This is a genomic window from Streptomyces sp. NPDC007983 (assembly GCF_042958345.1).
GTDB lineage: Bacteria > Actinomycetota > Actinomycetes > Streptomycetales > Streptomycetaceae > Streptomyces.
The window spans coordinates 19,909-45,417 of sequence record NZ_JBIBJI010000002.1 but is presented as its reverse complement, the minus strand read 5'-3'; the positions used below and the strand labels follow the sequence as shown (position 1 = coordinate 45,417).

Below are 25,509 nucleotides of genomic sequence, written 5' to 3'. Positions count from 1 at the left end.
GCCGAGGGCCTGCCGGAAGGAGCTTATGTCCGAGCTGTCGCACTGGGCCCTGGACCCCTCGGTCCGCCATCTCAACCACGGCTCGTTCGGTGCCGTCCCCCGCGTCGCCCTCACCCGGCAGCAGACGCTGCGCGAGGAGATGGAGACCAACCCGGACGCGTGGTTCCGGACGCTGCCGGAGCGGGTGGGCGAGGCGCGGGCCGTCCTGGCGCACTGGCTGCGGGTTCCGGCGGAGGCCACCGCGCTGGTGCCGAACGCGAGCGCCGGGGTGAGCACCGTACTGAACAGCCTCGCCCTGCCCGGCGACAGCGAGGTGCTGGTCACCGATCAGGCGTACGGCGCCGTCGCGATGGGGGTGGCCCGGGCCGCCGCCCGGGCCGGGGCCCGGACGCGTACGCTCCACATCCCGCTCACCGCTACCGCCGACGAGATCGCGGCCGTCTTCGCCGCCGCGCTCACCCCCGCCACCTCGCTGGTCGTGGTGGACCAGATCACCTCGGCCACCGCCCGGCTCTTCCCCGTCGCCGAGATCACCCGGCTCGCCCACGCCGCCGGGGCGAAGGTGCTGGTGGACGGCGCGCACGCGCCCGGGATGCTGGCCGATCCGGTCGGCGCCTCGGGGGACGCCGACTTCTGGGTGGGCAATCTGCACAAGTGGTGCTGCGCCCCGCGCGGTACGGCGGCGCTGGTCGCGCGCGGCGCGGACGCCCAGGACCTGTGGCCGCTCACCGACTCGTGGGGCGCCCCGTATCCGTTCCCGCGCCGCTTCGACGAGCAGGGCACCGTGGACCTCACCGCCTGGCTCGCGGCGCCGCGCGCGCTGGAGTTCATCGAGGAGACGTACGGCTGGGACACGGCCCGGGCCGGGATGACGAAGCTCGCCGACGTGGCGCAGGGCATCCTCGCGGACGCCCTGGGCGCGGACCCGGCCGAGGTCGCGGGCGCCCCGGCGCCCGCGATGCGGCTGGTCCCGCTGCCCGCCGGAGTGGCCGCCGACCACGAGGCGTCCCATGCCGTCCAGCGCCACATCGCGGCCGTGACCGGCTGCGAAACCGCCATCACCTCGTGGGACGGCCGCGGCTTCCTGCGGCTGTCCGCCCACGTCTACAACACCGTCGCCGACTACGAGTACCTGGCCGAACGTCTCCCGGGGTGTCTCCCGGGGCGCCTCCCGGCTTGAGGGACGGGCAGAAAGCGAGCACCACCATGCGCACCAAATCCATCGAGGCGACCATCGAGGACGCCGCCGGCCCCGACACCCGGCTGGCCCGGGCCCTGGGTCCGCTGCAACTCACCCTCATGGGCATCGGCGTCACCATCGGCGCGGGCATCTTCGTGCTGACCGGCACCGCCGCCGCGAACTTCGCCGGGCCCAGCATCGCGCTCTCGTACACCATCGGCGCGGTCGCCACGGCGCTGGTCGCGCTGTGCTACATGGAGTTCGCCAGCACCGTCCCGGTCGCGGGCAGCGCCTACACCTTCGCTTACGTCTCGCTGGGCGAGCTGGTGGCCTGGCTCATCGGCTGGGACCTCATCCTCGACATGACGATGGGCGCGGGCGCGGTGGCCAGCGGCTGGGCGCAGTACGTCACCGACTTCCTGGCCACCTTCGGGATCCACCTCCCCGCGTCGCTCTCCGGTCCGGACGCGACGGTCAACGTACCCGCGGTGCTGGTCATCCTGGTGCTCACCGCCGTGCTGGCCTCCGGTGTGCGCACCACCTCCCGCATCAACACGGTCATGACGGTGGTGAAGCTGGCGGCCATCGTCGTCTTCCTCGCCATCGGCGCGTTCCACATCGACCCCGCCAACTGGTCGCCGTTCATCCCCGAGGCCAAACCGGTGGGCGGCGACGGCGACATGTGGCAGCAGCCGCTGCTGGGATGGGCCGGGCTCGGGGCGGACGCCACGTTCGGCACGGCCGGGATCCTGACCGGCGGCGCGATCGTCTTCGGCGCGTACTCCGGCTTCGACATCATGGCCAGCAACGCCGAGGAGGCCAAGCGGCCGCAGCGCACCCTGCCGATCGCGCTGATGTCCACCGTCGCCGTGTGCGCCGTGCTGTACGTGGCGGTGGCGCTCACCGTGACCGGCATGCAGCACTACACCGGGCTGGACAACGCCGCGCCCATCACCGGCGCGCTGAAGGCGGCGGGGGCCGACTGGGCGGTGCGGATCGTGGGCGTCGGCGCGATCTGCGGGCTGACCACGGTGGTGATGATCATGCTGCTGGGGCAGAGCCGGGTGTTCCTCGCGATGAGCCGCGACCGGCTGCTGCCCGCCTGGTTCTCCCATGTCCACCCGGTCACCCGCAGCCCGCGGCGGATCACCTGGACCCTGGGGCTGCTGGTGGCCTTCATGACCGCCGTGCTGCCCATCGGCGACCTCGCCGAACTGGGCAACATCGGCATGCTGACCTCCTTCATCGTCGTGTGCGCCGGCGTCGTCCATCTGCGCCGGGCCCGGCCCGAGCTGCGGCGCGGCTTCCGCACCCCGTGGGTGCCGGTCGTCCCGGCCGTCGCGGTGCTGCTGTGCCTGCTGCTGGTGGGCAGCCTGCCGCTGATCACCTGGGCGCGGTTCCTCGGCTGGATGGCCGCCGGGCTGCTGATCTACTTCTGCTGGGGCCGCCGGCACAGCAAGGTGGCCACCGGCGAACTGGCCGCGGAATCGTCACGCGTGCCCTCAACCACGCCGTGACGGCCCCCGGACCCCCGTCGCCGTGCGGGTGACCACCTGCGGGAACGCCGCGGTCCGGTGGTCACCGAGCGCCGCCCGGTCGGAGGGTGCGCCGCCGCGCAGCAGGGCGGCGCCCAGCGGGGTGAGGGTGTGCAGGACGGCGCCGCCCTGGCGCAGCGTGTGCACGAGCCCCGCCTCGCGCAGCACGCTGGCGTGCTGGCTGGCCGAGGCGAGCGATACGCCGACCCGGCGGGCGAGTTCGCTCGTCGTACAGCCGCCGCCGACCTCCAGCAGCACCGCCGAGCGAGTGTGGCCGACGAGCTTGCCGAGGACACGCGTCTGGCCGGGCGCCGCGGGCGCGGGCGCCACACCGGCACGGGGCTGCTGTGGAACACCGCTGCGGGCATGCTCGACGGGGTAGACCAGGACCGGAGTCAGCTCCTGGTTGAGGTAGGTCACCGGCGTCCTCCGGCAGAAGAACGACGGCAGCAGCAACAGCCCCCGGCCGCACAGCTTCAGGTCCCGGTCGACGGGATAGTCCACCTCCAGCACGGGCGGCCGCCACCGCATGGTCGGCGGCAGCGAGGCCAGCAGCCCATCGGCGCCCCCGTCGAGCAGGGCCCGCCCGCGGACCACCCGGTCCGCCTCGATACGGGCCTGTATGTGCGGCCAGTACGGCGCCACGGCGGCCTCGTGATACGACCGCAACGCACTCACCAACCGCTCCAGCGGCCGCCGCTCCCCCTGCGCCAGCCCGCGTATCCACCCGGGGAGGGACCGGGCGGAGGGCAGCCGGTCGATTTCGGAGTGCAGCCGCTCGGCGGGCGTCGCGTGCAGCGCGTCCATGGCGGCGTCGCACCCGATTACGCCTTCGGCGGGCGTCAGGAAGTCGGGGAAATAGCCCCGCGACGGAATGAGCGGGGCCAGCAGCCGCCCTTCGCCGTTGAGTCGGTTACGCGCCTCCGAGCGCCATTCCCCGTATACGGTCTCGGCGCGGTTCTCGCGCAGCCGGTGGAAACTTAAAACGGTCTCCCAGAGTGCGTCCGGGCGGATTGCCATCCGCAGCCGGGCCAGATCGAGTTCACTGAAATGAACACGTAGCACCAGACCCTCACAAGTGACATGGTGACCGCCCCCCGACCACCGTTGAGTATGCACGCTGGCACGGTCAGTGACCACGCCCTTTTGGCCAGATGTGAAAGGGGGAGCGCTACGAGCCGTCCAAGAGGAAAGCTGATCTCCGGGAAAACCGGAGGCGCCGGGGAAACACCACCGACGTCCGTCCGTAATTCAACAGGCGGTGCTCTGGGCCGTATTGCTCGTTCCCGTGGGGGGTGACGAGTGTGCGACGGCGACAGGGCACTTGTTGCCGCCCGATCCGATGCCGGGCGGCAACGGCTCCCGTGGGGGGAGTGAGAGGGGGCGGCACCTCCGCACAAGGTGCCGTCTCTGACGCCCTGACCAGGTGGCTCCTCATCGGGTCACCTGGTCAGGGCACTTTGAGGGCACACCGCTCAATGCCCGGTCCCTGTAGTCCCGCCGCCCCGCACCCGGTTCCGGCGCTGCCACGCATACGCGCGAGAGCCCAATCTGAGAAAAGACCCCCGATGCTCCTCGGACCCGACCAGTTCAAGTGGAACGAGTGCGTGCCCCGCAGCAGGGGCGCCGACCGCAGTAGGCCCGGAGCACTGGCGCCTCTGAACGGACGCCCCCTCGCTGCCTGCGGGCCGGGCGAGGGGGCTTTCATCATGCTCAGCCTGCGAGGAGCTTCAGCATCCGCTCGGTGTCGGAAAGGTCTTCGACCACATCGGCAGCCCCAACAGCCCGCAGATCCTCCGCGCTGGTGCGCCCGGTGGCGACGCCGACCACGCGGACGCCTGCGCCCAGCCCACCCCGCACATCGGACGGCGTGTCCCCAACCAACACGGCGAACTCCGCACTTACCTGGGCGCGCCCGAGGGCGGTACGCACCAGCTCCGGGCGCCCATCCGCGTCCTCGCCGAACGCACCGATACTGAGGTCGACGTACGGATCGAGGCCGAATGCCTCCAGCTTGACCTGCGCTGCGGCGCGGATGTTGCCCGTCACCGCCGTTTGCACAATGCCGTCGCGCGCTGCCAGCGCAGAGAGCAACGACGACGCCCCGGGGAGAGCGTGCCCGCGCTCACGCAGCTCGGCCGCGCGCCGCATGTGGGCGGCTCCGAGCGCCTGGGCGAAGCGCTCGAACAACGCCCGGCTGCCCTCCAGCCCGTGCAACTCCAGTGTCTCCCGGAGAATCACCGGCTCGGTCGACCCGTCGATCCTCGCCTGCTCCCGCATGGGCTGGCCGGTGACCTCCTCGAATGCCTCAGCCCAGAGTTCCCGGCCGACGCCGCGGGTATCTACGAGCGTGTGGTCGATGTCCCACAGCACCAGCAGCGACACTGTCTCACCTTCCGATCGTTGGATACCGGCCCCGTTGGTGACGCGCACCATACGCTGAGTGGGGATACGTAAGGAGGCAGGCATGGTCGCATCCGATCTGCCCATCGGCGACAGGATCAGGCACTACCGCGGCGAACGACGGCAAGATGTCGTGGCCGGGCTCGTCGGCATCTCGCCTGATTACCTCTCGCAGATCGAACGCGGTCTGAAGGTCCCCTCGTTACCCATCCTGTACGCCATCGCCCAAGAGCTCGGAGTGCCCATCGCCGCACTACTCGCCGATACCCCGGCGCCCAGCCGCGTGCCTCCGGACACTACCGAGCCCGCGATCGTGCAGGCCCTGATGGGCTACGGGCCGCCTCGCAGCGCATCGGCCACGGCTCCGGCGGCACTGCGCGAGCGGGTGGAGAGCGCCTGGCGGGCCTGGCAGAGCAGCAAGACCCGGTTCACGGACATGGCAACCACGCTGCCTCGTTTGATCGCCGATACCGAGCACGCGGCCCGGGCCCACCGGTCAGCCGATGGCGCCAGTACGCGCCGCGACGTCATGCGCGTGACTGCTGACCTGCACTTCCTGCTGCGGTCGTACCTACGGCGCACCGGCCGAGTCGACTTGTCGATGATGGCCGCCGATCGGGCTGTACGGGCAGCCGAAGAAGCGGACGACCCGCTGCGCACAGCAGCTGCTCAATGGAACCTGGGGCACATCCTGCTGGCCGTCCAGGAGCCAGACGGCGCCGAGCAGGTGGCGCTCCGTGCCGTCGAGGAGTTGCACAGGGCGCCGATGGCGGAGCCGGAACGGATCGCGATGTCCGGCGCCCTCCAGCTGGTGGCGGTGGTCGCGGAGGCTCGGCGACGGGACTGGTCGGCAGCCCGGCAGCGACTGCGTACCCAGGCCCGTCCAGCGGCCCGGAGCGTCGGCGAAGGCAACATCATGTGGACCGTCTTCGGGCCGACCAACGTGGATCTGCACGAGGTCAGCATCGAAATGGAGTCCGGCGACGCGAGCGAGGCGCTACATGTGGCGGACGAGGTGGACACCAGCGGCCTGCCGTCGATGGAGCGGTCGTTCACCTTCAATCTGGAGGTGGCTCGCTGTCACAACCTGCGCCGCGAGGATGCCGCGGTGCTCCTGAGCCTCATGGAGTTGGAGGAGTTGGCGCCGGAGGACCTGGCGCGTACACCTCTGGCGCGGGAGCTGATGCTGACGGTGATTCGGCGCGGTCGGGCAATGCATGCTCGGCAGGCGGAGAAGCTGGCGGAGCGGGTCGGGGTCTTCTGACCGGCGAGCTTGTGGTTCACCCGAACTGAGAGTTCGGGTGAACCCCCGGCAAGGCCCCTACTGTCAGTCATCACCTGATCACCGATGACGCCCGGGGGCTCCCGTGCAGCACAACAGAACACCCGCGCCGTGGGCTCCACCGCGCGGCGAAGTAGAGATGGTCAAGGTCGGCCCGCATTGGGACGTCCTTCGCGCCCCCGCTGAGATCGGCGAACGCGCCCTCGAATTACTCGGCGACGCGTCCGGCGCCGTCATCGCGGACTACGGCCTGATGTACTGGCTCATCCCCAGCGGCCACGCCGAGTGGTGGGGCCGCATGCCGAACATCCACGCTCTCGGTGCGCACGCCGCCGAGGTCACCTACGTCGGCGTGCCGCCCGAGGGCTGGACGGAGGGGCCTCGCCTGCACTGGCGCGTCCCCGGGGGGCGCGACCGGTATCTGACCGATCCTCACCTACTGCGCCTGGCCCTGGCGCGGGCCATCGCCGAGCCCGTCGAGGAGGCGACGGCCCGATGACGGTCCAGATCTGCGCCCGCTGCCAGAAGACCACCCGGGAACCGGTCGTCGTCGCGATCGGGCACGGCGCGAGCGCTGGCGGCGGGATCGTGTTCGCCTGCCCCGGCTGCGCGCCCACGTTCCCGAAGCAGCGCGACCCGTTCGGCAGCCTCCTCGCCCGCGACGAGTCCGTCAGGCGGCAGCGATGACGGCCGTCTCGAAGACACCCCGCCGGCAGGCCGCCGCCCTCGTCGCGTCCGCGAGGCCGACCGCATGGGCCCGGTTCCTCGACCACGCTGAGGACTGCCCCGGCTGCCGCAACAGTTACCGATGCCCGAGCGGTGAACGCCTGTACGACATCGTCCGGCGCGCGGCACGCGCCGCGACACCATGACCGGGCGGGCCGCCGCCGGTCCGGTTCCCCCGTGCCGGACGATTCCTCAACAGCCCGCCCTCCCCGCCCCTGCGATCAGCCACACGGCGGCCTCCCACAGGGAGACGGGACTCCGGCACTGGCCAGACGCCCGCCGGAGTCCCGCCGAAGGCAGGGCCGCCGACACGCGCAACCGCGCCCATCCACTAAGGGGAACCGCAGTGACCACACACCCCGTATCGCCGAACACCGTACTCGCCAACGCCCTCACCAACGCCGAAGATGTTCTGGCACCCCACATCCGCACCAAGCCGCCCGAGCGCGTCGCGTTCATGGTCGGTACGCAGATCAACGGCGTGCCGCACCTGGGGACCTCGCTCGTGCAGTCCCTCACCTTCGCCGCCGCCGCACGGGTCCGGGACCGTTTCGGACTCCCTGTCGAGGTCGCGTTCGGCGCACTCGACAACGCGCCGCACGAGGTCGTCGTCGACCCCGGCACGGGGCACCACTACCAACGCGGCTACGCGCAGGCGCTCGGCCAGGCCGCCCTCGCCGACCAGGTCGACGAGCTGTACCGGCCGCTGTTCGATGCCCTGTCCGAACGGCTGTCGATCCCGTACACGATCGAGATGTACTCGCGTCAGCAACAGACCGAGCAGTACCGGCGCACCTGGTTACGGGCGCACCACCGTATCGACTCTGCCCGCTGGTGGCTCGATCCGGCGCACGGCGTGCCGCATGTTCGAGTCCCGTGCCCAGCGTCCGGCTGCGGGTGGGCCGAGAAGTACGCCGAGCGGACCCGCATCCTGCTCGACGTCGACCACGCCGAGGTTCACGCGGTCTGCCTGCACCACGGGTCGTACGAGGTCGTCATCGGCCCGGACGGCGGCGGTTACCTCGACCTCGCAACCCTGTACCGAAACCTCGTGAAAGAGGTCACTGCGGCCGCCGACCGCGACTGCTTGAGTGTGATGGTGAAGGGCGGCGACTGGGTGTTCGGCTCAACCCTCGTCGACAACGCTCTGACCGCGATCGGGCTCATCGGCGCGCAGTTGCCGACCCGGCTGTTCTGCCCGCAGGTCGTCACGGACACGGGCGCGAAGCTATCGAAGTCGCTCATCCGGGACGGCCAGGCGGCGTTGCCCGACGGCGCCGCCCCGTGGATGCTCGACACCCGAATGTGGTCGGGATCGTTGTCCGGGTACGTCGAGCGTCTACTCGTCATGGCCGAGGTGCTGTTGTCCGATCCCCGGCACTTCTTCCGCTCGTACTCGGCCAGCGAACTCGGCCGCCTGATGTCCGACCCGATGAGGAGCGTAACCGCGCCATGTCCCACACCGCCTCCCGCGTGCACGAGCTGAACCTTTACCGCAAGTACTTCGACCTGATCTCAGCTGGCTTGAAAAGGATTGAGGTACGAGTTCGGTACCCGCATTTGGAAGACCTCGCCGAAGGCCACGTGATCCGCTTCCGGATCAAGGGGACCGACGAGACGTGCAACGTGCTGGTGAAGCGAGTCACTTCGTACAACGACTTCGAGGCGCTGCTCGACGGCGAGGGTCCGTCGAACGTCAACCCGACGTCGAGCCGTGATCAGCAACTCGCAAACATCCGCAGCATCTACCCGCCGGAGAAAGAGGCACTCGGCGCGCTCGCCATCGAGATCGAGCTACTCGACGAGTAGGTCGGCCCGTCCGCGTGTCGCCCAGGTGACACACGGACGGGGTAGTTTTTGCAGCTCAGCGACCATGCGGCGTGGCCTTTGCAGCTAAAAGAGGAGGGGGCGGCACCTCCGCACAAGGTGCCGCCCCCTTTGAGAGCCGGGGCTGCTGCCGGGTGAGGGTGGGTGTCCCGGCTGTGGTGCCCCGGTGGCCTTATCGGCTCGGGCTCGCCGTCGTCATGGGCTCGCCCTCATCGGCCGTTGGCCGCCGCGCGGCCCGACTCCAGGCGGGCTACGGGGATGCGGAACGGGGAGCAGGAGACGTAGTCCAGGCCCACCTCGTGGAAGAAGTGGACGGACTCCGGGTCGCCGCCGTGCTCGCCGCAGACGCCGAGCTTGAGGTCGGGGCGGGTGGCGCGACCGGCCCGGGCGGCGTCGCGGACGAGGGAGCCGACGCCGTCCTTGTCGATGGTCTCGAACGGGCTGACGCCGAAGATGCCCTTCTCCAGGTACGCGGTGAAGAAGCTGGCCTCGACGTCGTCGCGGGAGAAGCCCCAGACGGTCTGGGTGAGGTCGTTGGTGCCGAAGGAGAAGAAGTCGGCGGACTCGGCGATCTGGGCGGCGGTCAGCGCGGCCCGGGGCAGCTCGATCATGGTGCCGAGGGAGAGCTTGAGGTCCACGCCGTGGGCCCGCTCGACCTCGGCGATGACCTGCTCGGCCTCCTCGCGGACGATCTCCAGCTCCTGCACCGTGCCCACGAGCGGAATCATGATCTCGGCGCGCGGGTCGCCCTTGGCGGCCCGGCGGGCGGCGGCGGCCTCGGCGATGGCCCGTACCTGCATGGCGAACAGGCCGGGGATGACTAGTCCGAGGCGTACGCCGCGCAGGCCGAGCATCGGGTTCTGCTCGTGCAGCCGGTGGACGGCCTGGAGGAGGCGCAGGTCGTTCTCGTTGTGGTCCTTGCGGGACTCGGCGAGCGCGACGCGCACCGACAGCTCGGTGATGTCGGGCAGGAACTCGTGCAGCGGCGGGTCGAGCAGCCGGACGGTGACGGGCAGCCCGTCCATCGCCTCGAACAGCTCCACGAAGTCCTTCTTCTGGAGCGGCAGCAGCTCGCCGAGGGCGGCGTCGCGCTCCTCGTCGCCGTGGGCGAGGATCAGCCGCTCGACCATCTCGCGGCGCTCGCCGAGGAACATGTGCTCGGTGCGGCACAGCCCGATGCCCTGGGCGCCGAACCGGCGGGCGCGGGCGGCGTCCTCGGCGTTGTCCGCGTTGGCCCGTACGCGCAGGCGGCGGACCCGGTCCGCGTACGCCATGATCCGGTGCACGGCGGCGACCAGCTCGTCGGCGTCGTCGGCGCCCGCGTGCATCCGGCCCTCGAAGTACTCGACCACCGGGGAGGGAACGACCGGGACCTCGCCGAGGTAGACCTTGCCGGAGGAGCCGTCGATCGAGACGACGTCGCCCTCCTCGATGACCAGGTCGTCCTTGCCGTCCGCGCTCGGCACGATCATGCGGCGGCGCTTGGTGTCGACCTCCAGGTCCTCGGCGCCGCACACACAGGTCTTGCCCATGCCGCGGGCAACGACGGCGGCGTGCGAGGTCTTGCCGCCGCGAGAGGTGAGGATGCCCTCAGCGGCGATCATGCCGTCCAGGTCGTCGGGGTTGGTCTCGCGGCGGATGAGGATGACCTTCTCACCGGAGCGGGACCACTTGACGGCGGTGTACGAGTCGAACACGGCCTTGCCGACGGCGGCGCCCGGGGAGGCGGCGATGCCGCGCCCGATCTTCCGTACGGCGTCGCCCGCCGCGGCCTCCTCGTCGAAGCGCGGGAACATCAGCTGCGCGAGCTGCGCGCCGTTGACCCGGCGCAGCGCCTCGGCCTCGTCGATCAGGCCCTGGTCGACCAGCTGGGTGGCGATCCGGAAGGCGGCACCGGCGGTGCGCTTGCCGACCCGGGTCTGCAGCATCCACAGCTTGCCGCGCTCGATGGTGAACTCGATGTCGCACAGGTCCTTGTAGTGCGTCTCGAGGGTTTCCATGATCTGCATCAGCTCGTCGTACGAGCGCTTGTCGATCTGCTCGAGGTCGGCGAGCGGAACGGTGTTGCGGATGCCCGCGACGACGTCCTCGCCCTGGGCGTTCTGCAGGTAGTCGCCGTAGACGCCCTGGTGGCCGCTGGCCGGGTCGCGGGTGAAGGCGACGCCGGTGCCCGAGTCGGGGCCGAGGTTGCCGAAGACCATGGAACAGATGTTGACCGCGGTGCCCAGGTCGTGCGGGATGCGCTCCTGACGACGGTAGAGCTTGGCGCGGTCGCCGTTCCAGGAGTCGAACACGGCCCGTACGGCGAGGTCCATCTGCTCGCGCGGCTCCTGCGGGAAGCTGCGGCCGGTCTCCTGGGCGACGATCGTCTTGAACTCCGCGACCAGTTTCTTGAGGTCGGCGGCGTCGAGGTCGACGTCGACGGTGACACCCTTGGACTGCTTGGCCGCGTCGATGGCCTCCTCGAAGAGGTCACCGTTCACGCCCAGCACGGTCTTGCCGAACATCTGGATGAGGCGGCGGTAGGAGTCCCAGGCGAACCGGTCGTCGCCCGCCTGCGCGGCGAGCCCGGCGACGGACTCGTCGGAGAGGCCGATGTTGAGGACGGTGTCCATCATCCCGGGCATCGAGAACTTCGCGCCGGAGCGTACGGACACCAGGAGCGGGTCGTCGGCCTGGCCGAGCTTCTTGCCCATCTTCCCCTCGAGGGCTTCGAGGTGCGCACTCACCTCGTCGCGGAGGGCCGCGGGCTCGGAACCGCTGTCGAGGTAGACCTTGCACGCCTCGGTGGTGATGGTGAATCCCGGTGGCACGGGGAGACCGAGATTGGTCATCTCGGCGAGGTTCGCTCCCTTCCCGCCGAGGAGGTCCTTGAGATCCTTGTTGCCCTCGGTGAAGTCGTAAACGAACTTCTGCTGATCTTGTGTTTCCGGCACGGGACTCGATCTCCTCGGCTCGGCTGCCCTGACGGCGGGGAGCGTACCCAGATCGAAGGCTCCTGAGTATGTCCACTCCACCGTCATTCGGCCGTAACCACCCGCCTGCCACGTGTTCGAAAGTGCGCCGCCGAGGGGAGTGGCGCGGGTCACTCCTTCAAGAGTCGAACACATGCACACGCCACGCATAGGGCGAGACGGGTGATCACTACACTGCGTTATGGCTGGTTCGAGGTCTCGAACATCGATAGGGTGACACTGAGTGCCACGCATTGAGGAGGTGAGCGCAGCGGACGGCCACCCCATCACCCCTCCACTTCCGCTCATCTGAGCGGCACCTTGATCAGAGTGGCGAGAATCACCCCCTCCAGAATGCCTCATCTCACTCCTCGGACATAACGAGGGGGTGCTCGCTCAGATGAGCGATTCGCAGGTGAGCGACGGCGGCAGGGGCCGGTAGGGTGCCCCTACACTCCATGCTGAGGAGGTCCCGTGACCAGCGCCCGACGCGCGCTCGCGCAGGTGGTGCCCGGCGCGCGGCGCGTCCTCGACGAGAACTGGACCGGCTCCTCCACGGTCCCCTCGCGCGGCCTCTATCCCCACCAGTGGAGCTGGGATTCGGCGTTCATCGCGATCGGATCGCGTCATCTTTCGGTACGCCGCGCCCAGCGGGAACTGGAAACCCTGCTCGCGGCCCAATGGGACGACGGACGCGTCCCCCACATCGTCTACAACCCCGCGGTGCCGCCGGGCGCCTATTTCCCGGGCCGGGACTTCTGGCAGCCGCCCCCGGGCGCCACCGGCGCCCCGCCCGGCGTCGCCACCTCCGGGATCATCCAGCCGCCGGTGCACGCGCTCGCCTGCCTGCTGGTGCACCGCGCCGACCCGCACGCCTCGCTGCGGTCCGGCTTCCTGGCCCGTACGTACCCCCGGCTCGCCGCCTGGCACCGCTATCTGACCGGCCGACGCGACCTGGGCGGCGGCGGGCTGGTGTCGGTGGTCCACCCCTGGGAGCCGGGCATGGACAACAGCCCTTGCTGGGACGCCCCGCTGGCCCGCGTCGACCCCGCCCCGCCGGAGGCGTTCCGCCGCGCCGACCTCGACCACGGCGCGGCCGCCGACCGGCCCACCGACCTGGACTACGGGCGATACGTACGGCTCGCGGCGGACTACCGGGACGGCGGCTACGAGGACCGTGCCGATGCGCTCGGCTTCGTGGTCGAGGACCCGGGCGTCAACGCCCTGCTCATCGCCTCCGAACACGCCCTGGCCGAGATCGCCCGGACCGTCGGCGCGGACCCCGGCCCGCACCGCGCCCGGGCCGCCCGTCTGACGGCCGCCCTGCTGGACCGCCTCTGGGACCCGGCCACCGGGCTGTTCCTGTGCCGCGATGTGCGCGGCGGGGACCTCATCCCCGAGCGGAGCGCGGCGGGCCTGCTGCCCCTGCTCGTCCCCGAGCTGCCCCGGGCCACGGTCGGGACGCTGCTCCGTACGGCCACGGGCGAGCACTTCGGGCTGGGCGCCTCGGTGCGCCTGGTGCCCAGTTACGACCTGCGCGGTCATGCCTTCGACCCCGCCCGCTACTGGCGCGGCCCCGCCTGGTTCAACGTCAACTGGCTCCTGGAACGCGGCCTGCGGCTGCACGGCGCCGCCCCCGAGGCGGACGCGCTCCGGTCCGCCGCCCTGGAGGCGGCCGCCGCCTCCGGGTTCGCCGAGTACGTCGACCCGTACACGGAGGAGCCGCGCGGCACCCGGGACTTCAGCTGGACGGCGGCCCTGGCGCTGGACCTGGCGGTGGCGGCCGTCGGCTGAGGCCGCTCAGCCCTCTCCCCCGACCAGCCCGGCCAGCGCCTCGCGGGTCTTCCGGGTGCAGCGGTGGTCGTCGCCCAGCACCCGCTCGCTCACCTCCAGCACCGCACGCCACTCGGCCTCGGCCTCCGCGGGGCGGCCGAGCCCCTGGAGCGCGGTGCCCAGGTTGTAGCGGGTCCACAGGGTGCCGACATGCTCGGCCCCGAGGACGCGCGTCCGCAGCGCGGCCGTCGCCCGGATCTCCGCTTCCGCCTCCGCGAAGCGGCCCAATTTGTTCAGCACGTTGCCGAGGCTGTGCCGCACCGCCAGCGTTTCCTTGGACTCGGGCCCCAGGACCTTCGTACGCCCCTCGACCACATGCCGGTACTCCGCCTCGGCCTCCTCGTACCGCTCTTGGTTCCGCAGCAGGTCGCCGAGCATTCGATGGGTCAGCAGGGTGCCGGGGTCGAGCGGCCCCCGCACCCGCGCCTCGGCCGCCATGATCGCGCGGTACTCGGCCTCGGCCTCCTCCAGCCGGTCGAGGTCGCTCAGTGCGTTCGCGCGGCAGTACCGGGTCACGAGCGTCGCCGACACTTCGGCTCCCAGCGTGCGGGTCCGGTCCTCCAGCACCTCGGTGAACTCCGTCAGCGCCTCCTCGTAGCGCCCGGCCTCCGCAAGGCAGACCCCCAGGCCATGCCGCGTGGTCAGGGTGCTGGGATGCTCCCGGCCCAGCACGTCGGTCTGCATCACCAACAGGCCCCGGAAGGCCGCTTCCGCCTCCTCGTATCTCTTCTGATCGCCCAGGATCATGGCCCGCAGACGGCGTGCTTCGAACGAGGTGACGTGCTGCTCCCCACAGGCCCGGTCCGACACGTCGATCAGCGCCGCGACCTCGGTCTGCGCCTCCTCGTACCGGCCCAGATCGCGCAGCACGGAAATGTGCCAGTACGCCGCGCTCAGGGCGCGCTGGTGCCCCGGGTCGAGGCCCCGCCCCAACCGGTCGGCGACCTCCCGCCACAACAACTCGGCCTCCTCCTCGCGGCCCCGTTCCACCAGGAGATGTGCCAGCCGGAAGACGGCGGTGGCCCATGCCGGGAGACCGCCCCCTTCCGAGGGCCGGCAGTCCGCCACGGCCGCCCGGCTCTCCGCCTCGGCCTCGTCATAACGCCCGAGCTGCGCCAGCGCGCTGGACAGCCACACCCTGGCGTTGGCCGTGTCCTCGTGCTCCGGGCCCTTGATGTCGGTGAACTCCCGCTGTGCGACGCGGAACTCCCGCTCGGCTTCCTCCGGACGCCCCAGGGCCACCAGCATGCGGCCACGGCTCACCCGGAGTTCCGCGATATGCCCGCGCTGGTCATCCGAGCGGCGAAGGTACGCGTCGATGAGCGCGCGGCGCTCCTCCTCGGCGGCTTGCTTCCGCCCAGCCTGCTCCAGCAGGGCGGCCAGGTGGTCGCGTGCGTTGAGCGTGTACTGGTGATCCCTGCCGTGCACCCGGCCCGAGGTCTCGACCACCGCCCTCAGTTGGCGCTCGGCCTCCTCGTGGTCACCCAGCTTGTTCAGCACGTGGGCCAGATGGCCGCGCAGGTTGCGCGACTCCAGCTCCTCTCCGGCCGACACCTGGGGAAGCTGTTCCAGGCTCGTGCCGCGCAGTTCCTCCGCGTAGTCCCGCCATCCGCCCTCGACCAGCGCCTCGGCCAACCCGGGTAGTAGCCACACCCCGAGCCAGCCCGACTCGTCCCGCTCCTCCGCCTCCTCCAGCAGCCGGTCGACGTGGTCCCGGACCGGCGCCGTGATCCTCTCGTCGGCCGCGATCCGGCGTACCAGGGCGAGGAACGGCGGCTGGACGCGCTCCGAGACATACGAACGGGCCGGGGCATGACCCGACGGCCCGGGCGAGGACGGCGGTTCCTCCGGCTCCGGGCTCTCGTGCGGCGCGTCCCCCAGCAGTCCCAGCCGCCGCAGCAGCTCCGGGGACGCCGCCGCGAACGGCCTGGCCTCCGCCGCCACGCCCGCGTCGCCGCGCTGCCCCGACAGCCGGGCCCGGAACTCCGGGCCGCTCCCCCGGCGGCGCAGCAGGAACTCCGTGACCCGCTTCGCCGTGTCCAGCGCGTCCGAGGTCCGCACCCCGTCCAGCAGCAGATCCGCCACCCCGGGGTAGAACTCGTACTCGTCCGCTCGCCCCTCCCGCCGCCGCAGCAGCCCGCCCAGGAACACCTCCGCGAGCTGTGCCGAACCCGCGCCGCTCGCCTGGTGGATCAGCCGCATCACCGGCAGCGTCAGCGGATGGACGGTGGCGAGCGCACCGGCCAGCCGCCGGCCCTCCGGGGAGGCGCCGCCCCGGAAGCGGCGCAGCCGCTCCTCCGGCGTGGGCTCGGGCACCTCGGCGGTGGCCGCGGCGGCGACCGGCTTGCCGGCGCCTTCCAGCAGCATCACCGGGAGCAGGGCGCTGCCCTCCCCCGTGCCGGTGAGCGCGGCCCACGCGCCCAGCTCGGCCTCCGCCAGCGGCAGCACCGGCACCGGGATGCCCGTGTACTCGACGAGCCCGGGCGGCAGCACCGGGTGGCGCACCGTCAGCGTGCGGCCCGGTGCGCCCGCCCTTCCGCGCGCGGAGACCAGCAGCCGCTGGGTGGGCATGCCGCGCTCCGGCCACAGGCGCGGGGGCAGCGGCTGGACGACCGCGACGGGAGAGTGGCGGGCCCAGCGGCGCAGCAGGCGCGGGATGGCGCCGCTGCGCCATCCCGGACCGACGCCGTCGGAGAGGACGAGGATCATCGTGCGGCCGGAGGTGTCGGTCAGCTGCCGCGCGGTACGGCGCGAGGCCTCCGGGGCGTACGGGCGGGCCCGCAGCCGCGGTTCGGCTTCGGCCGCGCTGTCCAGCCCGTAGGTGCGCACGGCACGGAACGCGCCCTGCCGCTCCAGCATCCCCCGCACTTCGGCGGCGAGCTGCTGCCACAGCACCATCGAGGGGCCGTCGTCGACCACGAGCACGGCGCTGAGCCAGCGCTCCCGCCGGGGCCGGAGCATCGCGTCGGGCAGACCGGTTTCGGCGATCCAGTCGGCGGTGGCGCCCTCGTCCAGGCGGAAGGAGGTCCGGGACGGCACGGTGCGGCGCAGGGGCCGCAGCGCGCGGGAGAGTCCGCGCGCCGCGGGGAGCGCCGGTACGCCGCGTACGCCGACGGCGCGCGCCGGACGGGCACCGGCGGGCCGGGTGCCGGGGGCGAACAGCCCGGCGGGGGCGGCGGGCTCGGGCTCCGGCTCGCGAACGGCGATGTCCCCTGCCGGGGCTGCCCGTACCGCCTTGTCACACTCCTCGGTGTCCTCCGCGGGGGCGGACGGGGCGAGCGGCCCGGCCGTACCGTCCGCCGCGTCGCCGTCGGCGGTGCCGCCGGAGGGCGCGGTGGTGGCCGCGAGCCACAGGGCGTCGCGCAGCTCATCCGTGGAGAGTTCGACCCCCGCGTCCTCCAGCAGGGTGGACAGCCGATGAATCATTACGCGTCCGCTTCGTCCAGCGAGCGCAGCACGTTGCTCAGGATGTGGTGATCGATCGGCACATCGGAGGCGCGGAGGTGGACCGCGTTGAGCAGCTGGTCGGTGGCCAGCTCGCCTTCCTCCCGCAGCGCCAGGAAGTCTTCGATCAGGTCCTGGGCCCGGGCCGCGGTCTCCTCGCCGAGGTGCATGGTGACGATCTGCTGGAGCTGCTGGGCGTCGGGCTGAGTGAGGTCGAGCCGGACGCAGCGGCGCAGGAAGGCCGGGGGGAAGTCTCGCTCGCCATTGCTGGTGATGACGACGACCGGGAACACGCGGCAGCGGACCCGGCCCTCCACGATCCGTTCCTTCTCCTCGGTGCCGGTGACCCGCACATCGGCCCGCGGGTCCTGGAGGCGGGCCAGCTCGGGGATGGTGAACTGGCCCTCCTCGAACACGGTGAGCAGGTCGTTCGGAAGGTCCGCGTCGCCCTTGTCCAGCTCGTCGATGAGCAGGACGCGCGGCAGGTCGCCCGGCAGCAGCGCGGTGCCGAGGGCGCCGAGCCGCAGATAGTCCCCGATGTCCGGTTCGGGCGCGGCGTCCTCGTCCCCCCGGCGGAGCAGGGACGCCTCGCGCAGCCGCCCGACCGCGTCGTACGAATACAGCCCGTCCATGAGCGTGGAACGGCTGTTGATCGGCCAGTGCAGCACCTCGCCGAGCTTCAGTTCATGCGCGATGGCGTACGCGAGCGTCGACTTGCCGGTGCCGGGCCGCCCGGTGACCAGCAGCGGGCGGTGCAGATGCAGCGCCGTGTTGACGATGTCCCGGTGCTCGTCGGTGATGAGGTACGGCAGCGGCTCCGTGTCGGCGCGGCGCGGCACGTCGTCGTCGAAGCGCCGCCACGGCGGGGCCTTGGGCCAGGTCTCGACGGCGTGGGGTGTGGCGCCACCGCCCTGGAAGAGCCTCCAGTCCTGTGCCATGGTCTTTCTTCTCCTCGTGGGGCTGCTCAGGGTGCCGACAGGTCGAGTTGGCCGGGAAGGGGCCGGTGCGGGTCGTCCCACAACAGGGCCAGATGGCGACCCGGATGACTTTCGTTGCCGTCGCTCTCCAGCCGGAGTTTACGAAGACGCCTGGGCAGCGACTCCAACTGCGGCTCCGACGGCTCCGTGATGCCCAGCAGCTCTTTCAGCTTCTCGTCCGTGAGAGCCGGCTCGGCGTCGCTGTCCCAGACGAGCACGGGCAGGCCGTCGAAGAGGCAGGCGGTGAAGACCGCCTCGCGGGCCGCCCTCGGTGCCGCGACCACCGCTCCGGGGGCGGTCTCCTGACGCTCGATGGCGGCCCGCACCTGCTTGAACCCCGTCACCTCGGCGGGCAGCCACTGCAGATCCCCGGTGGTGGCCGTGGCGACCTGCTTCCAGCGCCGCTCCCACAGATGACGCCGCTGGGACTGGCGCAGCTCGACGCAGCGCAGGACGACCGGGAAGTCCGTGCCGAGCGCACGCTCCTGGGGCCGTGACGCGTCCAGCGGCCAGCGGTGCACGCCGAGTTCGAGGTCGGTGGAGGGGACGAAGAACTCCACCAGGGTCTCCGAGACGCGGCCGTGAGCGGCCAGCAGCGCGTCGATCCGGGCCTGTATCTCCTCCAGGGAGGCCGGGCTGTCGACCTTCGCCAGCGCGCCGACTTCCTCGCCGCTCCGCGACCACACCTCGTACGCCCTGCGCTGCCCTGGGCCGCTGGGCGCATGGAGCCTTATCTGGATGCGCCGGTCCGCTGCGGCGACGCGCACCCGCGCCGCGTGCTCCTGCGCTTCGGCGCGCCGATCCCGCAGCGCGGGCTCCAGGCCGAGCCGCCGCGCGCACGCCAGCGACCAGTCGCGCAGCTCGCCCGCGACCGCGCCACCGTCGAGCGCCGCGAAGTGCTCCACGACCCGGAGCAGCTGCGGAAGCCGGTGCGGCGTGGGGAGCAGCGCTTCGAGGCTGTCGGCGAGCGCGACCGGCTCGGTCGACGGCACATCGGCGGCGGTGAACAGTTCGCGCGCCGTCTCGGCGACGCCGTACCGCCCCCGCGCGTCCAGCCGGCCCAGCAGCGTGACGAGGGTGCGGTACTCGCCGCTGGTGAGCCATTGGCTCTGGAGGACATGGCACGCTTCGTACGATGCCGGCCGGATCGGCCGGCCGGGCGCCTGCTCGGCCAGCACGGCCAGCAGGGTGACGAGGCCGTGCGGGTGGGCGAGCGCCCAGTCGACCAGATCGTCCGCCGTGGGAGGCACCGCCGCGGGCGGCGCGGTGGTGAACTCCTCGCACAGCCGGGCGGCGACACCCGCCGCCCGGCCCGGCCGGGCCTCCAGGTGGCTCGCGGTCTCCAGGACGAGCCGCTGCCGGGTCTGCCGCTGCTCCTCGTCCAGGGGCGGGGGCCAGCTGTACTTGTTCTCGTTTCCGGACCAGTCGCTGACGAAAACGGTCGGGTACTGGTCGATGTCCTCCTCCGCGCGGAGCCGGTCGAACTCGCCCCGTACGCCCTCCCAGACGCGCCCGAGGTCCAGCGCCGTGCCGCCGGTCCCGGCCGCGTGGAGCTGACGTAACAGCACGGAGGTGAAGCGCCCGGCCCCTTGCCGCTCCTTGGCGACGGCCCCGGCCTGGCAGGCCCGCATCCAGTACACCGGCCGCTCGGGTCTGATCTGGGCCGACTTGGTGAGCAGATCCGGGTCGTCGACCAGCTCATGGGTGCCGGTGGGGAGAGCCTGGCGGCACGCGTCGATGATGACGGTGACCCGGTCCATTCCGTCCCAGGGCAGATGCTCGGTGCGCATCAGGTCGACGAGGCTGTCGGCGTCCAGACCCAGGAGGTCCGTATTGCTGGTCTCGGGATACAGCAGGCTCCACCGCCCGCCCGGCGCCTGCACCCCGTGCCCGGCCCAGTAGATCCACAGCCAGTCGCCGTCGATCTCGCGCAGCCCCTCCCGGAAGACCTTGCGCACATCGGCGCGCTCCGCCGGGCGGTAGCCGGGGTGCGCCGCCTCCAGGGCCGCCCTGTTGCGCTCCATGGGCGAGGCCAGCAACTGGATGTTCTCCGGCGGTACACCCCGCCCGGTCAGCCACGTGCGCATCCCGATGGCATCGTGCACCGGGCCGTCGAGGTTCAGCTCGTCGCCGCCGTTGTACCGCTCGACCGCCACGATCACGGCATGGGTGCGGCGCCAGTCGTGCTCCACCGCTGTCACTTCGGCAGCTCCGGGGCCAGCAGTTCGTACAGCCGCTGGTGGGCGAAGTACGAGGTGTGGGCGCGCGGGAAGGGCTGACGGGTGGTGACGCGCCAATCGGTCACCCGGTCGGGGAAGACCTTCTCCCCGACGAAGCCGAGCAGGTCCTGCTCGTCGTAGACGTTGATCCAACGGGGGAAGGTGCCGGGCAGGGGTTCGCCGCGGCGCAGCGCGGTGAGCGCGTCCAGCTCGTAGAGGAACGGCGCCTGCGAGCCGACGGTCACCAGCAGTTCCACCTCGGGCGGCCGCTCCGTGGGATCGGCGAGCAGATCGACGCAGGCGATCCCGCCGAGGCTGTGCGCGAGCAGCACCACCGGCCCGCCGCCGTCCTCGGCGGCCTCGCGCACCGCCGCGCGGATCGCGGCGCGCACTCCGGCGCCGCGCACCTGGTAGCGGAGGATGTCGCCGCTCGCCGGGACAAGTTTGCTGGTGATGCCGCCACGGAAGCTGTGGGCCAGCGAGGACAGCGGCGAGAGGTAGGAGTTGAGCGCCCGTACGGCGACGCCCTTCGCGGCGCGGGCGGCGAATCCGCCCCGGCCGGTGCCGCCCAGCTGGCCGGTGAGCGCGCCGACGAGGGTGTCCCGGTCGGCGCCGTCCACCGCGAGCGGCTCGTCGTCGCCGTGCGGGCCCTCGGCGCGCTGGACGGCCAGGGCGTACACGGCGCGGGCCGCGATCGCCTCGATGCCGTCGGCGGGCGCAGTGCCGCCCAGGGCGCGGGAGATCTCATGGGCGACGCGGCCGGTGGCCGGGCCGAGGTGCGGGGCGAGGTCGGACACCAGCTCGTCCAGGCTCGCCCTGCCGCCGGTCGCCGCCGGGCTTCCCGCGTCGCCGGTCGCCGCCGCGGGGCTCTCTCCGCCGGCCACCGCCGCCAGGCTCAGGCCGCGCACCTTGTCGGCGACGGTCTGCCAGGGGTCCTGACGGCCGGGGGCGAAACCGGCCCGGGCGCCTCCGCCGCGCCGCGCCTTCGCCGCCTCGGCGAACTCCCGCAGCTCGGCGAGCGGATCGACCTCCAGCAGCGCCCAGACGGCCAGCGGATCGTCCTCGTCCAGCACCTGGCCCGGCAGATCGTCACCGCCGACGCCGCGGCTCTTCGCCCGCGGCGGGACCGACGCCCCGCCGAGCCCCAGCGACGCCCCGTGCTCCTCGCCCCAGAAGCAGCGGACGACCCGGACGTCGGGTCTCACCCGCCCGAGGCCCTTCACGACCCGCGCGAGGCTCTTGTCGTATGGCTTGGCCCGGACCCCCGTGCCGTGGACGAAGACGACGCTTGTCACCGATCCCCCCAGATCGTCCGGATCCCACCGCGACCACGAATCCATCACTTTAACCCGTGATGACCCCGCGTGGCCCCCGAACTACCCAGCTCAGCCGCCCGAGGTGTCCAGCTCCGCGTCCGCGGTGACGCCCGCGCAGTCGTACGGGTCCTCCAGCCAGCCGTCCGGGAGGACCACCCGGTTGCGGCCCGAGGTGCGGCCGCGGGGGCCGTCGGCGCCGGGCGGCCACTCCTGGTCCAGGTCCAGCCCGGCCAGCAGGTCGTCCAGTTCGGCCAGGGACGAGGTGATCGCGAGCCGCTTGCGCATCTCGGAGCCGACCGAGAAGCCCTTGGTGTACCAGGCGACGTGCTTACGGAAGTCGATCACGCCGCGCTCCTCGTCCTCCAGCCACTCCGCGAGCAGCTCGGCGTGGCGGCGCATCACGGCGGCGACCTCCTTGAGCGTGGGCCGGGCGGCACCGGCCCCACCGCCCGGTGCGCCGCCGGGTTCGAACGCCGCCACCAGGTCGCCGAAGAGCCACGGCCGCCCCAGGCAGCCGCGCCCGACGACCACGCCGTCACAGCCGGTCCGGGCCATCATCCGCACCGCGTCCTCGGCGGACCAGATGTCGCCGTTGCCCAGCACCGGGATCTCCGGGACGGTCTCCTTCAGCCGCGCGATGGCGTCCCAGTCCGCCGTGCCGCCGTAGTGCTGGGCGGCGGTGCGGCCGTGCAGCGCGATCGCGGTCACGCCCTCCTCGACGGCGATCCGGCCCGCGTCGAGGTAGGTGATGTGGTCGTCGTCGATGCCCTTGCGCATCTTCATGGTCACCGGCAGCGGGCCCGCGCCCGTCACGGCCTCGCGCAGGATCGCGCGCAGCAGGTTCCGCTTGTACGGGAGCGCCGAGCCGCCGCCCTTACGGGTCACCTTGGGCACCGGGCAGCCGAAGTTGAGGTCGATGTGGTCGGCCAGGTCCTCGTCCACGATCATCCGTACGGCCTTGCCGACGGTCACCGGGTCGACCCCGTAGAGCTGGATGGAGCGGGGCTTCTCGGTGCCGTCGAAGTGGATCAGCCGCATGGTCTTGGCGTCCCGCTCGACCAGCGCCCGGGTCGTGATCATCTCGCTGACGAACAGCCCCTTGCCGCCGCTGAACTCCCGGCACAGGGTACGGAACGGCGCGTTGGTGATCCCGGCCATCGGTGCGAGCACCACCGGCGGCTGGACCGTATGCGGGCCGATCTGCAGCTGTGTCTGGGTCATGGGGTGAGCTTCCTCGCGGTGCGGGTAGGGGGTTCCGTATGGGTGGCCGTGCCGGACCGTCGTACGAGTCGTACGGATCGCCGTGGGGACCGTCGTGCGGACCGGACCTCTCATTGTCCCGCACTCGCGCAGGGGATCGGCCGGGCGGTTCATACCTTCGTATCCCCGACATCGTTGTAGCGTTCAACCATGCCTGAGCTCAGTCCTCGGCGGCGCATGCTCGTGCTGGCGATCTGCTGCATGAGCCTGTTGATCGTCAGCCTCGACAACACCGTGCTGAACGTCGCCCTGCCCTCGATGCGGAGCGATCTGCACGCCTCGGTCTCCGGAATGCAGTGGACGATCGACGCGTACACGCTCGTCCTCGCCGCGCTGCTGATGCTCGCCGGGTCGACGGCCGACCGGGTGGGGCGCAAGCGCACGTTCCAGACCGGGCTGGTGATCTTCACCCTCGGATCGGCGCTGTGCAGTGTCGCGCCCAGCCTGGGGGCGCTGGTCGGCTTCCGCATGGTGCAGGCCATCGGCGGTTCGATGCTCAACCCCGTGGCCATGTCGATCATCACCAACACCTTCACCGAGCCCCGGGAGCGGGCCCGGGCGATCGGGGTGTGGGGCGGGGTCGTCGGCATCAGCATGGCGGCCGGGCCGATCGTCGGCGGGGTGCTGGTGGAGTCGATCGGCTGGCGCTCGATCTTCTGGATAAACCTTCCGGTCGGGCTCGCGGCGGTGGCGCTGACCGCCCGCTTCGTACCGGAGTCGCGCGCCCCGAAGCCCCGCAGGCCCGATCCGATCGGCCAGCTGCTGGTCATCGCCGTCCTCGGCTCCCTGACGTACGCCATCATCGAGGCGCCGGAGCACGGCTGGGGCTCGCCGCTGATCACCGTCTGCGCGGCGATCGCCGTCGCCGGGCTCATCGCGCTGATCCGCTACGAGCGGCGGCGCACCGAACCGCTGATCGATGTGCGCTTCTTCCACAGCGCCCCCTTCAGCGGGGCGACGGTCATCGCGGTGAGCGCGTTCGCGGCCCTCGGCGGCTTCCTCTTCATGAACACGCTCTATCTGCAGGACGTCCGCGGGCTCTCCGCCCTGCAGGCCGGGCTGTGGATGCTGCCGATGGCGTTCATGTGCTTCGTCTGCGCACCGCTGTCCGGGCGGCTGGTGGGCCACGGCGGGCCCCGGCTGCCGCTGCTGCTGGCCGGGGTGACGATAGGAGCCAGCGGGGTACTGTTCGCGGTCTTCGACGCCCAGTCCACCAATGCGCTGCTGCTGACCGGCTATCTGCTGTTCGGCATCGGCTTCGGCCTGGTCAACGCGCCCATCACCAATACGGCGGTCTCCGGGATGCCCCGTTCACAGGCCGGGGTCGCGTCGGCCGTCGCCTCCACCAGCCGCCAGGTGGGCCAGTCGCTGGGGGTCGCGGTGATCGGCGCCGTGCTGGCCGCGGGCGCGGCGGCCGGGGTGTCGGGTGCGGCGGCGGGCCACAAGGCATCGGCGGCGGCCGCCGCCGCGTTCGTGGACGCCGCCCGCCCCGCCTGGTGGATCATCGCCGGATGCGGTGCCGTCATCCTGCTGCTGGGCGCCCTGACCACCGGCCGATGGGCGCTGGCCACCACCCGGCACGCCGCCAAGCTGTTCGAGGAGGGCGGGCCGACGGGTCAGACCTCGGCCAGTTCGAGCGCCAGGGCGTGAAGCCGGTCCAGGCGCTCACGGGACTCCGCGTCCGCCGGGGTGTAGGTGAGCAGCTTGGGCCCCTGGTTGGGACCGGTCCACAGACTGGTCGAGGTCAGCCGCAGCACACCCACGCTCGACTGCCGGAAGATCTTGATCCGGTCGCCGGGCCGCACCACCTCATGGCGCGCCCAGATCTCCCGGAACTCCGGTGAGGCCTCCTCCAGCCGCCGCAGCAGCGCCTTCCACGCGGGCTCGGCGACGTGTTCGGCCATCGCGGCGCGGAACTTGCCCGCCATCACCCGGATCGTCTCGTCCCGCTCGACCAGGCTCGCCCGCCAGTCGTCGTTGGTGAACGCCAGCCACATGCAGTTGCGGTCCTCCGGCGGCAGCGCGTCCAGATCGCACATCAGCAGCCGGTAGGAGCGGTTGTACGCGAGGAGATCGAACCGGGCGTTCTGCACGCACGCCGGGAACGGCTCCAGCTGCTCCAGCATCACCTGGAGCGACTGCGGCACCCCGGAGCACTCGCTCCCGGGGTTCGGATCGACCGCCCCGGCGAGGACGAACAGATGCGCGCGCTCGCTGCGGTCCAGAAGCAGCGCGCGGGCGATGGCGTCGAGGACCTGCACCGAGACATGGATGTCCCGGGCCTGTTCCAGCCAGGTGTACCAGGTGACGCCCACCGTGGAGAGCTGGGCGACCTCCTCGCGGCGCAGCCCGGGGGTCCGCCGGCGGCGGCCGCGCGGGAGCCCCACCTGCTCGGGGGTGATCCGCTCCCGGCGGCTGCGCAGAAAGGCCGCCAGCTCGGTCCGTCGGATGTCGGCCACGCCGCCGACCGTGGCACCCTGCACCGTGATGGTCATGGCTCCAGAGTGCCCCATGGACTCAGCCGGTTGCCAGGTACTTCTTGTACCAGGATAA

Annotated in this window: 18 protein-coding genes; 9 read left to right on the top strand and 9 right to left on the bottom strand. The window is 71.8% G+C overall.

Going from position 1 to position 25,509, the window contains the following annotated elements; translation table 11 throughout:
* Positions 1-25 precede the first annotated feature (25 nt).
* Positions 26-1,180, top strand: coding sequence for an aminotransferase class V-fold PLP-dependent enzyme (locus ACFZCY_RS04950; protein WP_391169496.1), 1,155 nt, complete (start codon positions 26-28; stop codon positions 1,178-1,180).
* Positions 1,181-1,206: 26 nt separating this feature from the next.
* Entirely contained in the window at positions 1,207-2,697 is a 1,491-nt protein-coding gene (locus ACFZCY_RS04945) for an amino acid permease (protein ID WP_391169495.1), read from the top strand.
* On the opposite strand, the gene ACFZCY_RS04940 is transcribed toward ACFZCY_RS04945, so the two are convergent.
* A complete protein-coding gene (locus ACFZCY_RS04940; RefSeq protein WP_391169493.1) occupies positions 2,683-3,780 on the bottom strand; it encodes a helix-turn-helix domain-containing protein in 1,098 nt (365 codons plus the stop codon). The two genes, ACFZCY_RS04945 and ACFZCY_RS04940, sit on opposite strands and share 15 nt — an antisense overlap.
* Positions 3,781-4,428: 648 nt before the next feature.
* A complete protein-coding gene (locus ACFZCY_RS04935; protein ID WP_391169492.1) occupies positions 4,429-5,100 on the bottom strand; it encodes an HAD family hydrolase in 672 nt (223 codons plus the stop codon).
* An 82-nt stretch (positions 5,101-5,182) separates the two neighbouring features.
* Here ACFZCY_RS04935 and ACFZCY_RS04930 point away from each other — a divergent pair, with 82 nt between their 5' ends.
* The 5 genes from ACFZCY_RS04930 to ACFZCY_RS04910 all read left to right on the top strand — a co-directional run bounded on the left by ACFZCY_RS04930 (position 5,183) and on the right by ACFZCY_RS04910 (position 8,935).
* Positions 5,183-6,382 carry a helix-turn-helix domain-containing protein gene (locus tag ACFZCY_RS04930; RefSeq protein WP_391169491.1) on the top strand — a complete coding sequence of 400 codons (1,200 nt, stop codon included), beginning with the start codon at positions 5,183-5,185 and terminating at the stop codon, positions 6,380-6,382.
* A 103-nt stretch (positions 6,383-6,485) separates the two neighbouring features.
* The gene (locus ACFZCY_RS04925) at positions 6,486-6,899 is read left to right on the top strand and encodes a hypothetical protein (protein WP_391169489.1); all 414 of its coding nucleotides are present in this window, start codon (positions 6,486-6,488) and stop codon (positions 6,897-6,899) included.
* Positions 6,896-7,087, top strand: a complete 192-nt coding sequence (locus ACFZCY_RS04920) for a hypothetical protein (RefSeq protein WP_391169488.1) — start codon at positions 6,896-6,898, stop codon at positions 7,085-7,087. Before ACFZCY_RS04925 ends, ACFZCY_RS04920 begins: the two co-directional genes overlap by 4 nt.
* A 385-nt stretch (positions 7,088-7,472) precedes the next feature.
* A complete protein-coding gene (locus tag ACFZCY_RS04915) occupies positions 7,473-8,612 on the top strand; it encodes a hypothetical protein (protein ID WP_391169487.1) in 1,140 nt (379 codons plus the stop codon).
* A complete protein-coding gene (locus ACFZCY_RS04910; protein ID WP_391169485.1) occupies positions 8,579-8,935 on the top strand; it encodes an ASCH domain-containing protein in 357 nt (118 codons plus the stop codon). Before ACFZCY_RS04915 ends, ACFZCY_RS04910 begins: the two co-directional genes overlap by 34 nt.
* 227 nt (positions 8,936-9,162) lie before the next feature.
* On the opposite strand, the gene ppdK is transcribed toward ACFZCY_RS04910, so the two are convergent.
* A complete protein-coding gene (ppdK, locus tag ACFZCY_RS04905) occupies positions 9,163-11,889 on the bottom strand; it encodes a pyruvate, phosphate dikinase (protein WP_391169483.1) in 2,727 nt (908 codons plus the stop codon).
* Between the two features lie 492 nt (positions 11,890-12,381).
* Here ppdK and ACFZCY_RS04900 point away from each other — a divergent pair, with 492 nt between their 5' ends.
* On the top strand, positions 12,382-13,701 hold the full coding sequence (locus ACFZCY_RS04900) for a hypothetical protein (protein ID WP_391169482.1): 1,320 nt from the start codon (positions 12,382-12,384) through the stop codon (positions 13,699-13,701).
* A gap of 6 nt (positions 13,702-13,707) precedes the next feature.
* On the opposite strand, the gene ACFZCY_RS04895 is transcribed toward ACFZCY_RS04900, so the two are convergent.
* The 5 genes from ACFZCY_RS04895 to dusB all read right to left on the bottom strand — a co-directional run bounded on the left by ACFZCY_RS04895 (position 13,708) and on the right by dusB (position 22,917).
* Entirely contained in the window at positions 13,708-17,166 is a 3,459-nt protein-coding gene (locus ACFZCY_RS04895) for an SAV_2336 N-terminal domain-related protein (RefSeq protein WP_391169480.1), read from the bottom strand.
* Positions 17,166-18,122 (bottom strand): AAA family ATPase, encoded by a 957-nt coding sequence (locus ACFZCY_RS04890; protein WP_391169479.1) that lies wholly within the window; start codon positions 18,120-18,122, stop codon positions 17,166-17,168. Before ACFZCY_RS04890 ends, ACFZCY_RS04895 begins: the two co-directional genes overlap by 1 nt.
* Positions 18,123-18,148: 26 nt before the next feature.
* Positions 18,149-20,362 carry a caspase family protein gene (locus ACFZCY_RS04885; protein WP_391169477.1) on the bottom strand — a complete coding sequence of 738 codons (2,214 nt, stop codon included), beginning with the start codon at positions 20,360-20,362 and terminating at the stop codon, positions 18,149-18,151.
* Positions 20,359-21,675: a hypothetical protein gene (locus ACFZCY_RS04880; protein ID WP_391169476.1), complete on the bottom strand. Its 1,317-nt coding sequence runs from the start codon at positions 21,673-21,675 to the stop codon at positions 20,359-20,361. The genes ACFZCY_RS04885 and ACFZCY_RS04880 overlap by 4 nt, the downstream gene beginning before the upstream one ends.
* A gap of 90 nt (positions 21,676-21,765) precedes the next feature.
* On the bottom strand, positions 21,766-22,917 hold the full coding sequence (dusB, locus tag ACFZCY_RS04875) for a tRNA dihydrouridine synthase DusB (RefSeq protein WP_391169474.1): 1,152 nt from the start codon (positions 22,915-22,917) through the stop codon (positions 21,766-21,768).
* A 189-nt stretch (positions 22,918-23,106) separates the two neighbouring features.
* On the opposite strand from dusB, the gene ACFZCY_RS04870 reads away from it, so the two are divergent.
* On the top strand, positions 23,107-24,606 hold the full coding sequence (locus tag ACFZCY_RS04870; protein WP_391169473.1) for a DHA2 family efflux MFS transporter permease subunit: 1,500 nt from the start codon (positions 23,107-23,109) through the stop codon (positions 24,604-24,606).
* On the opposite strand, the gene ACFZCY_RS04865 is transcribed toward ACFZCY_RS04870, so the two are convergent.
* Complete coding sequence (locus ACFZCY_RS04865) at positions 24,573-25,451, bottom strand: helix-turn-helix domain-containing protein (protein WP_391169471.1); 879 nt, start codon at positions 25,449-25,451, stop codon at positions 24,573-24,575. The two genes, ACFZCY_RS04870 and ACFZCY_RS04865, sit on opposite strands and share 34 nt — an antisense overlap.
* Positions 25,452-25,509 lie beyond the last annotated feature (58 nt).

What these genes read in the sequence shown, in the direction of transcription:
- ACFZCY_RS04910 (WP_391169485.1), top strand. Translation starts at nt 8,579, where the DNA reads ATGTCCCACACCGCCTCCCGCGTGCACGAGCTGAACCTTTACCGCAAG.
- ACFZCY_RS04890 (WP_391169479.1), bottom strand. Translation starts at nt 18,122, where the DNA reads ATGGCACAGGACTGGAGGCTCTTCCAGGGCGGTGGCGCCACACCCCAC.
- ACFZCY_RS04895 (WP_391169480.1), bottom strand. Translation starts at nt 17,166, where the DNA reads ATGATTCATCGGCTGTCCACCCTGCTGGAGGACGCGGGGGTCGAACTC.
- ACFZCY_RS04865 (WP_391169471.1), bottom strand. Translation starts at nt 25,451, where the DNA reads ATGACCATCACGGTGCAGGGTGCCACGGTCGGCGGCGTGGCCGACATC.
- ACFZCY_RS04930 (WP_391169491.1), top strand. Translation starts at nt 5,183, where the DNA reads ATGGTCGCATCCGATCTGCCCATCGGCGACAGGATCAGGCACTACCGC.
- dusB (WP_391169474.1), bottom strand. Translation starts at nt 22,917, where the DNA reads ATGACCCAGACACAGCTGCAGATCGGCCCGCATACGGTCCAGCCGCCG.
- ACFZCY_RS04950 (WP_391169496.1), top strand. Translation starts at nt 26, where the DNA reads ATGTCCGAGCTGTCGCACTGGGCCCTGGACCCCTCGGTCCGCCATCTC.
- ACFZCY_RS04920 (WP_391169488.1), top strand. Translation starts at nt 6,896, where the DNA reads ATGACGGTCCAGATCTGCGCCCGCTGCCAGAAGACCACCCGGGAACCG.
- ACFZCY_RS04870 (WP_391169473.1), top strand. Translation starts at nt 23,107, where the DNA reads ATGCCTGAGCTCAGTCCTCGGCGGCGCATGCTCGTGCTGGCGATCTGC.
- ACFZCY_RS04945 (WP_391169495.1), top strand. Translation starts at nt 1,207, where the DNA reads ATGCGCACCAAATCCATCGAGGCGACCATCGAGGACGCCGCCGGCCCC.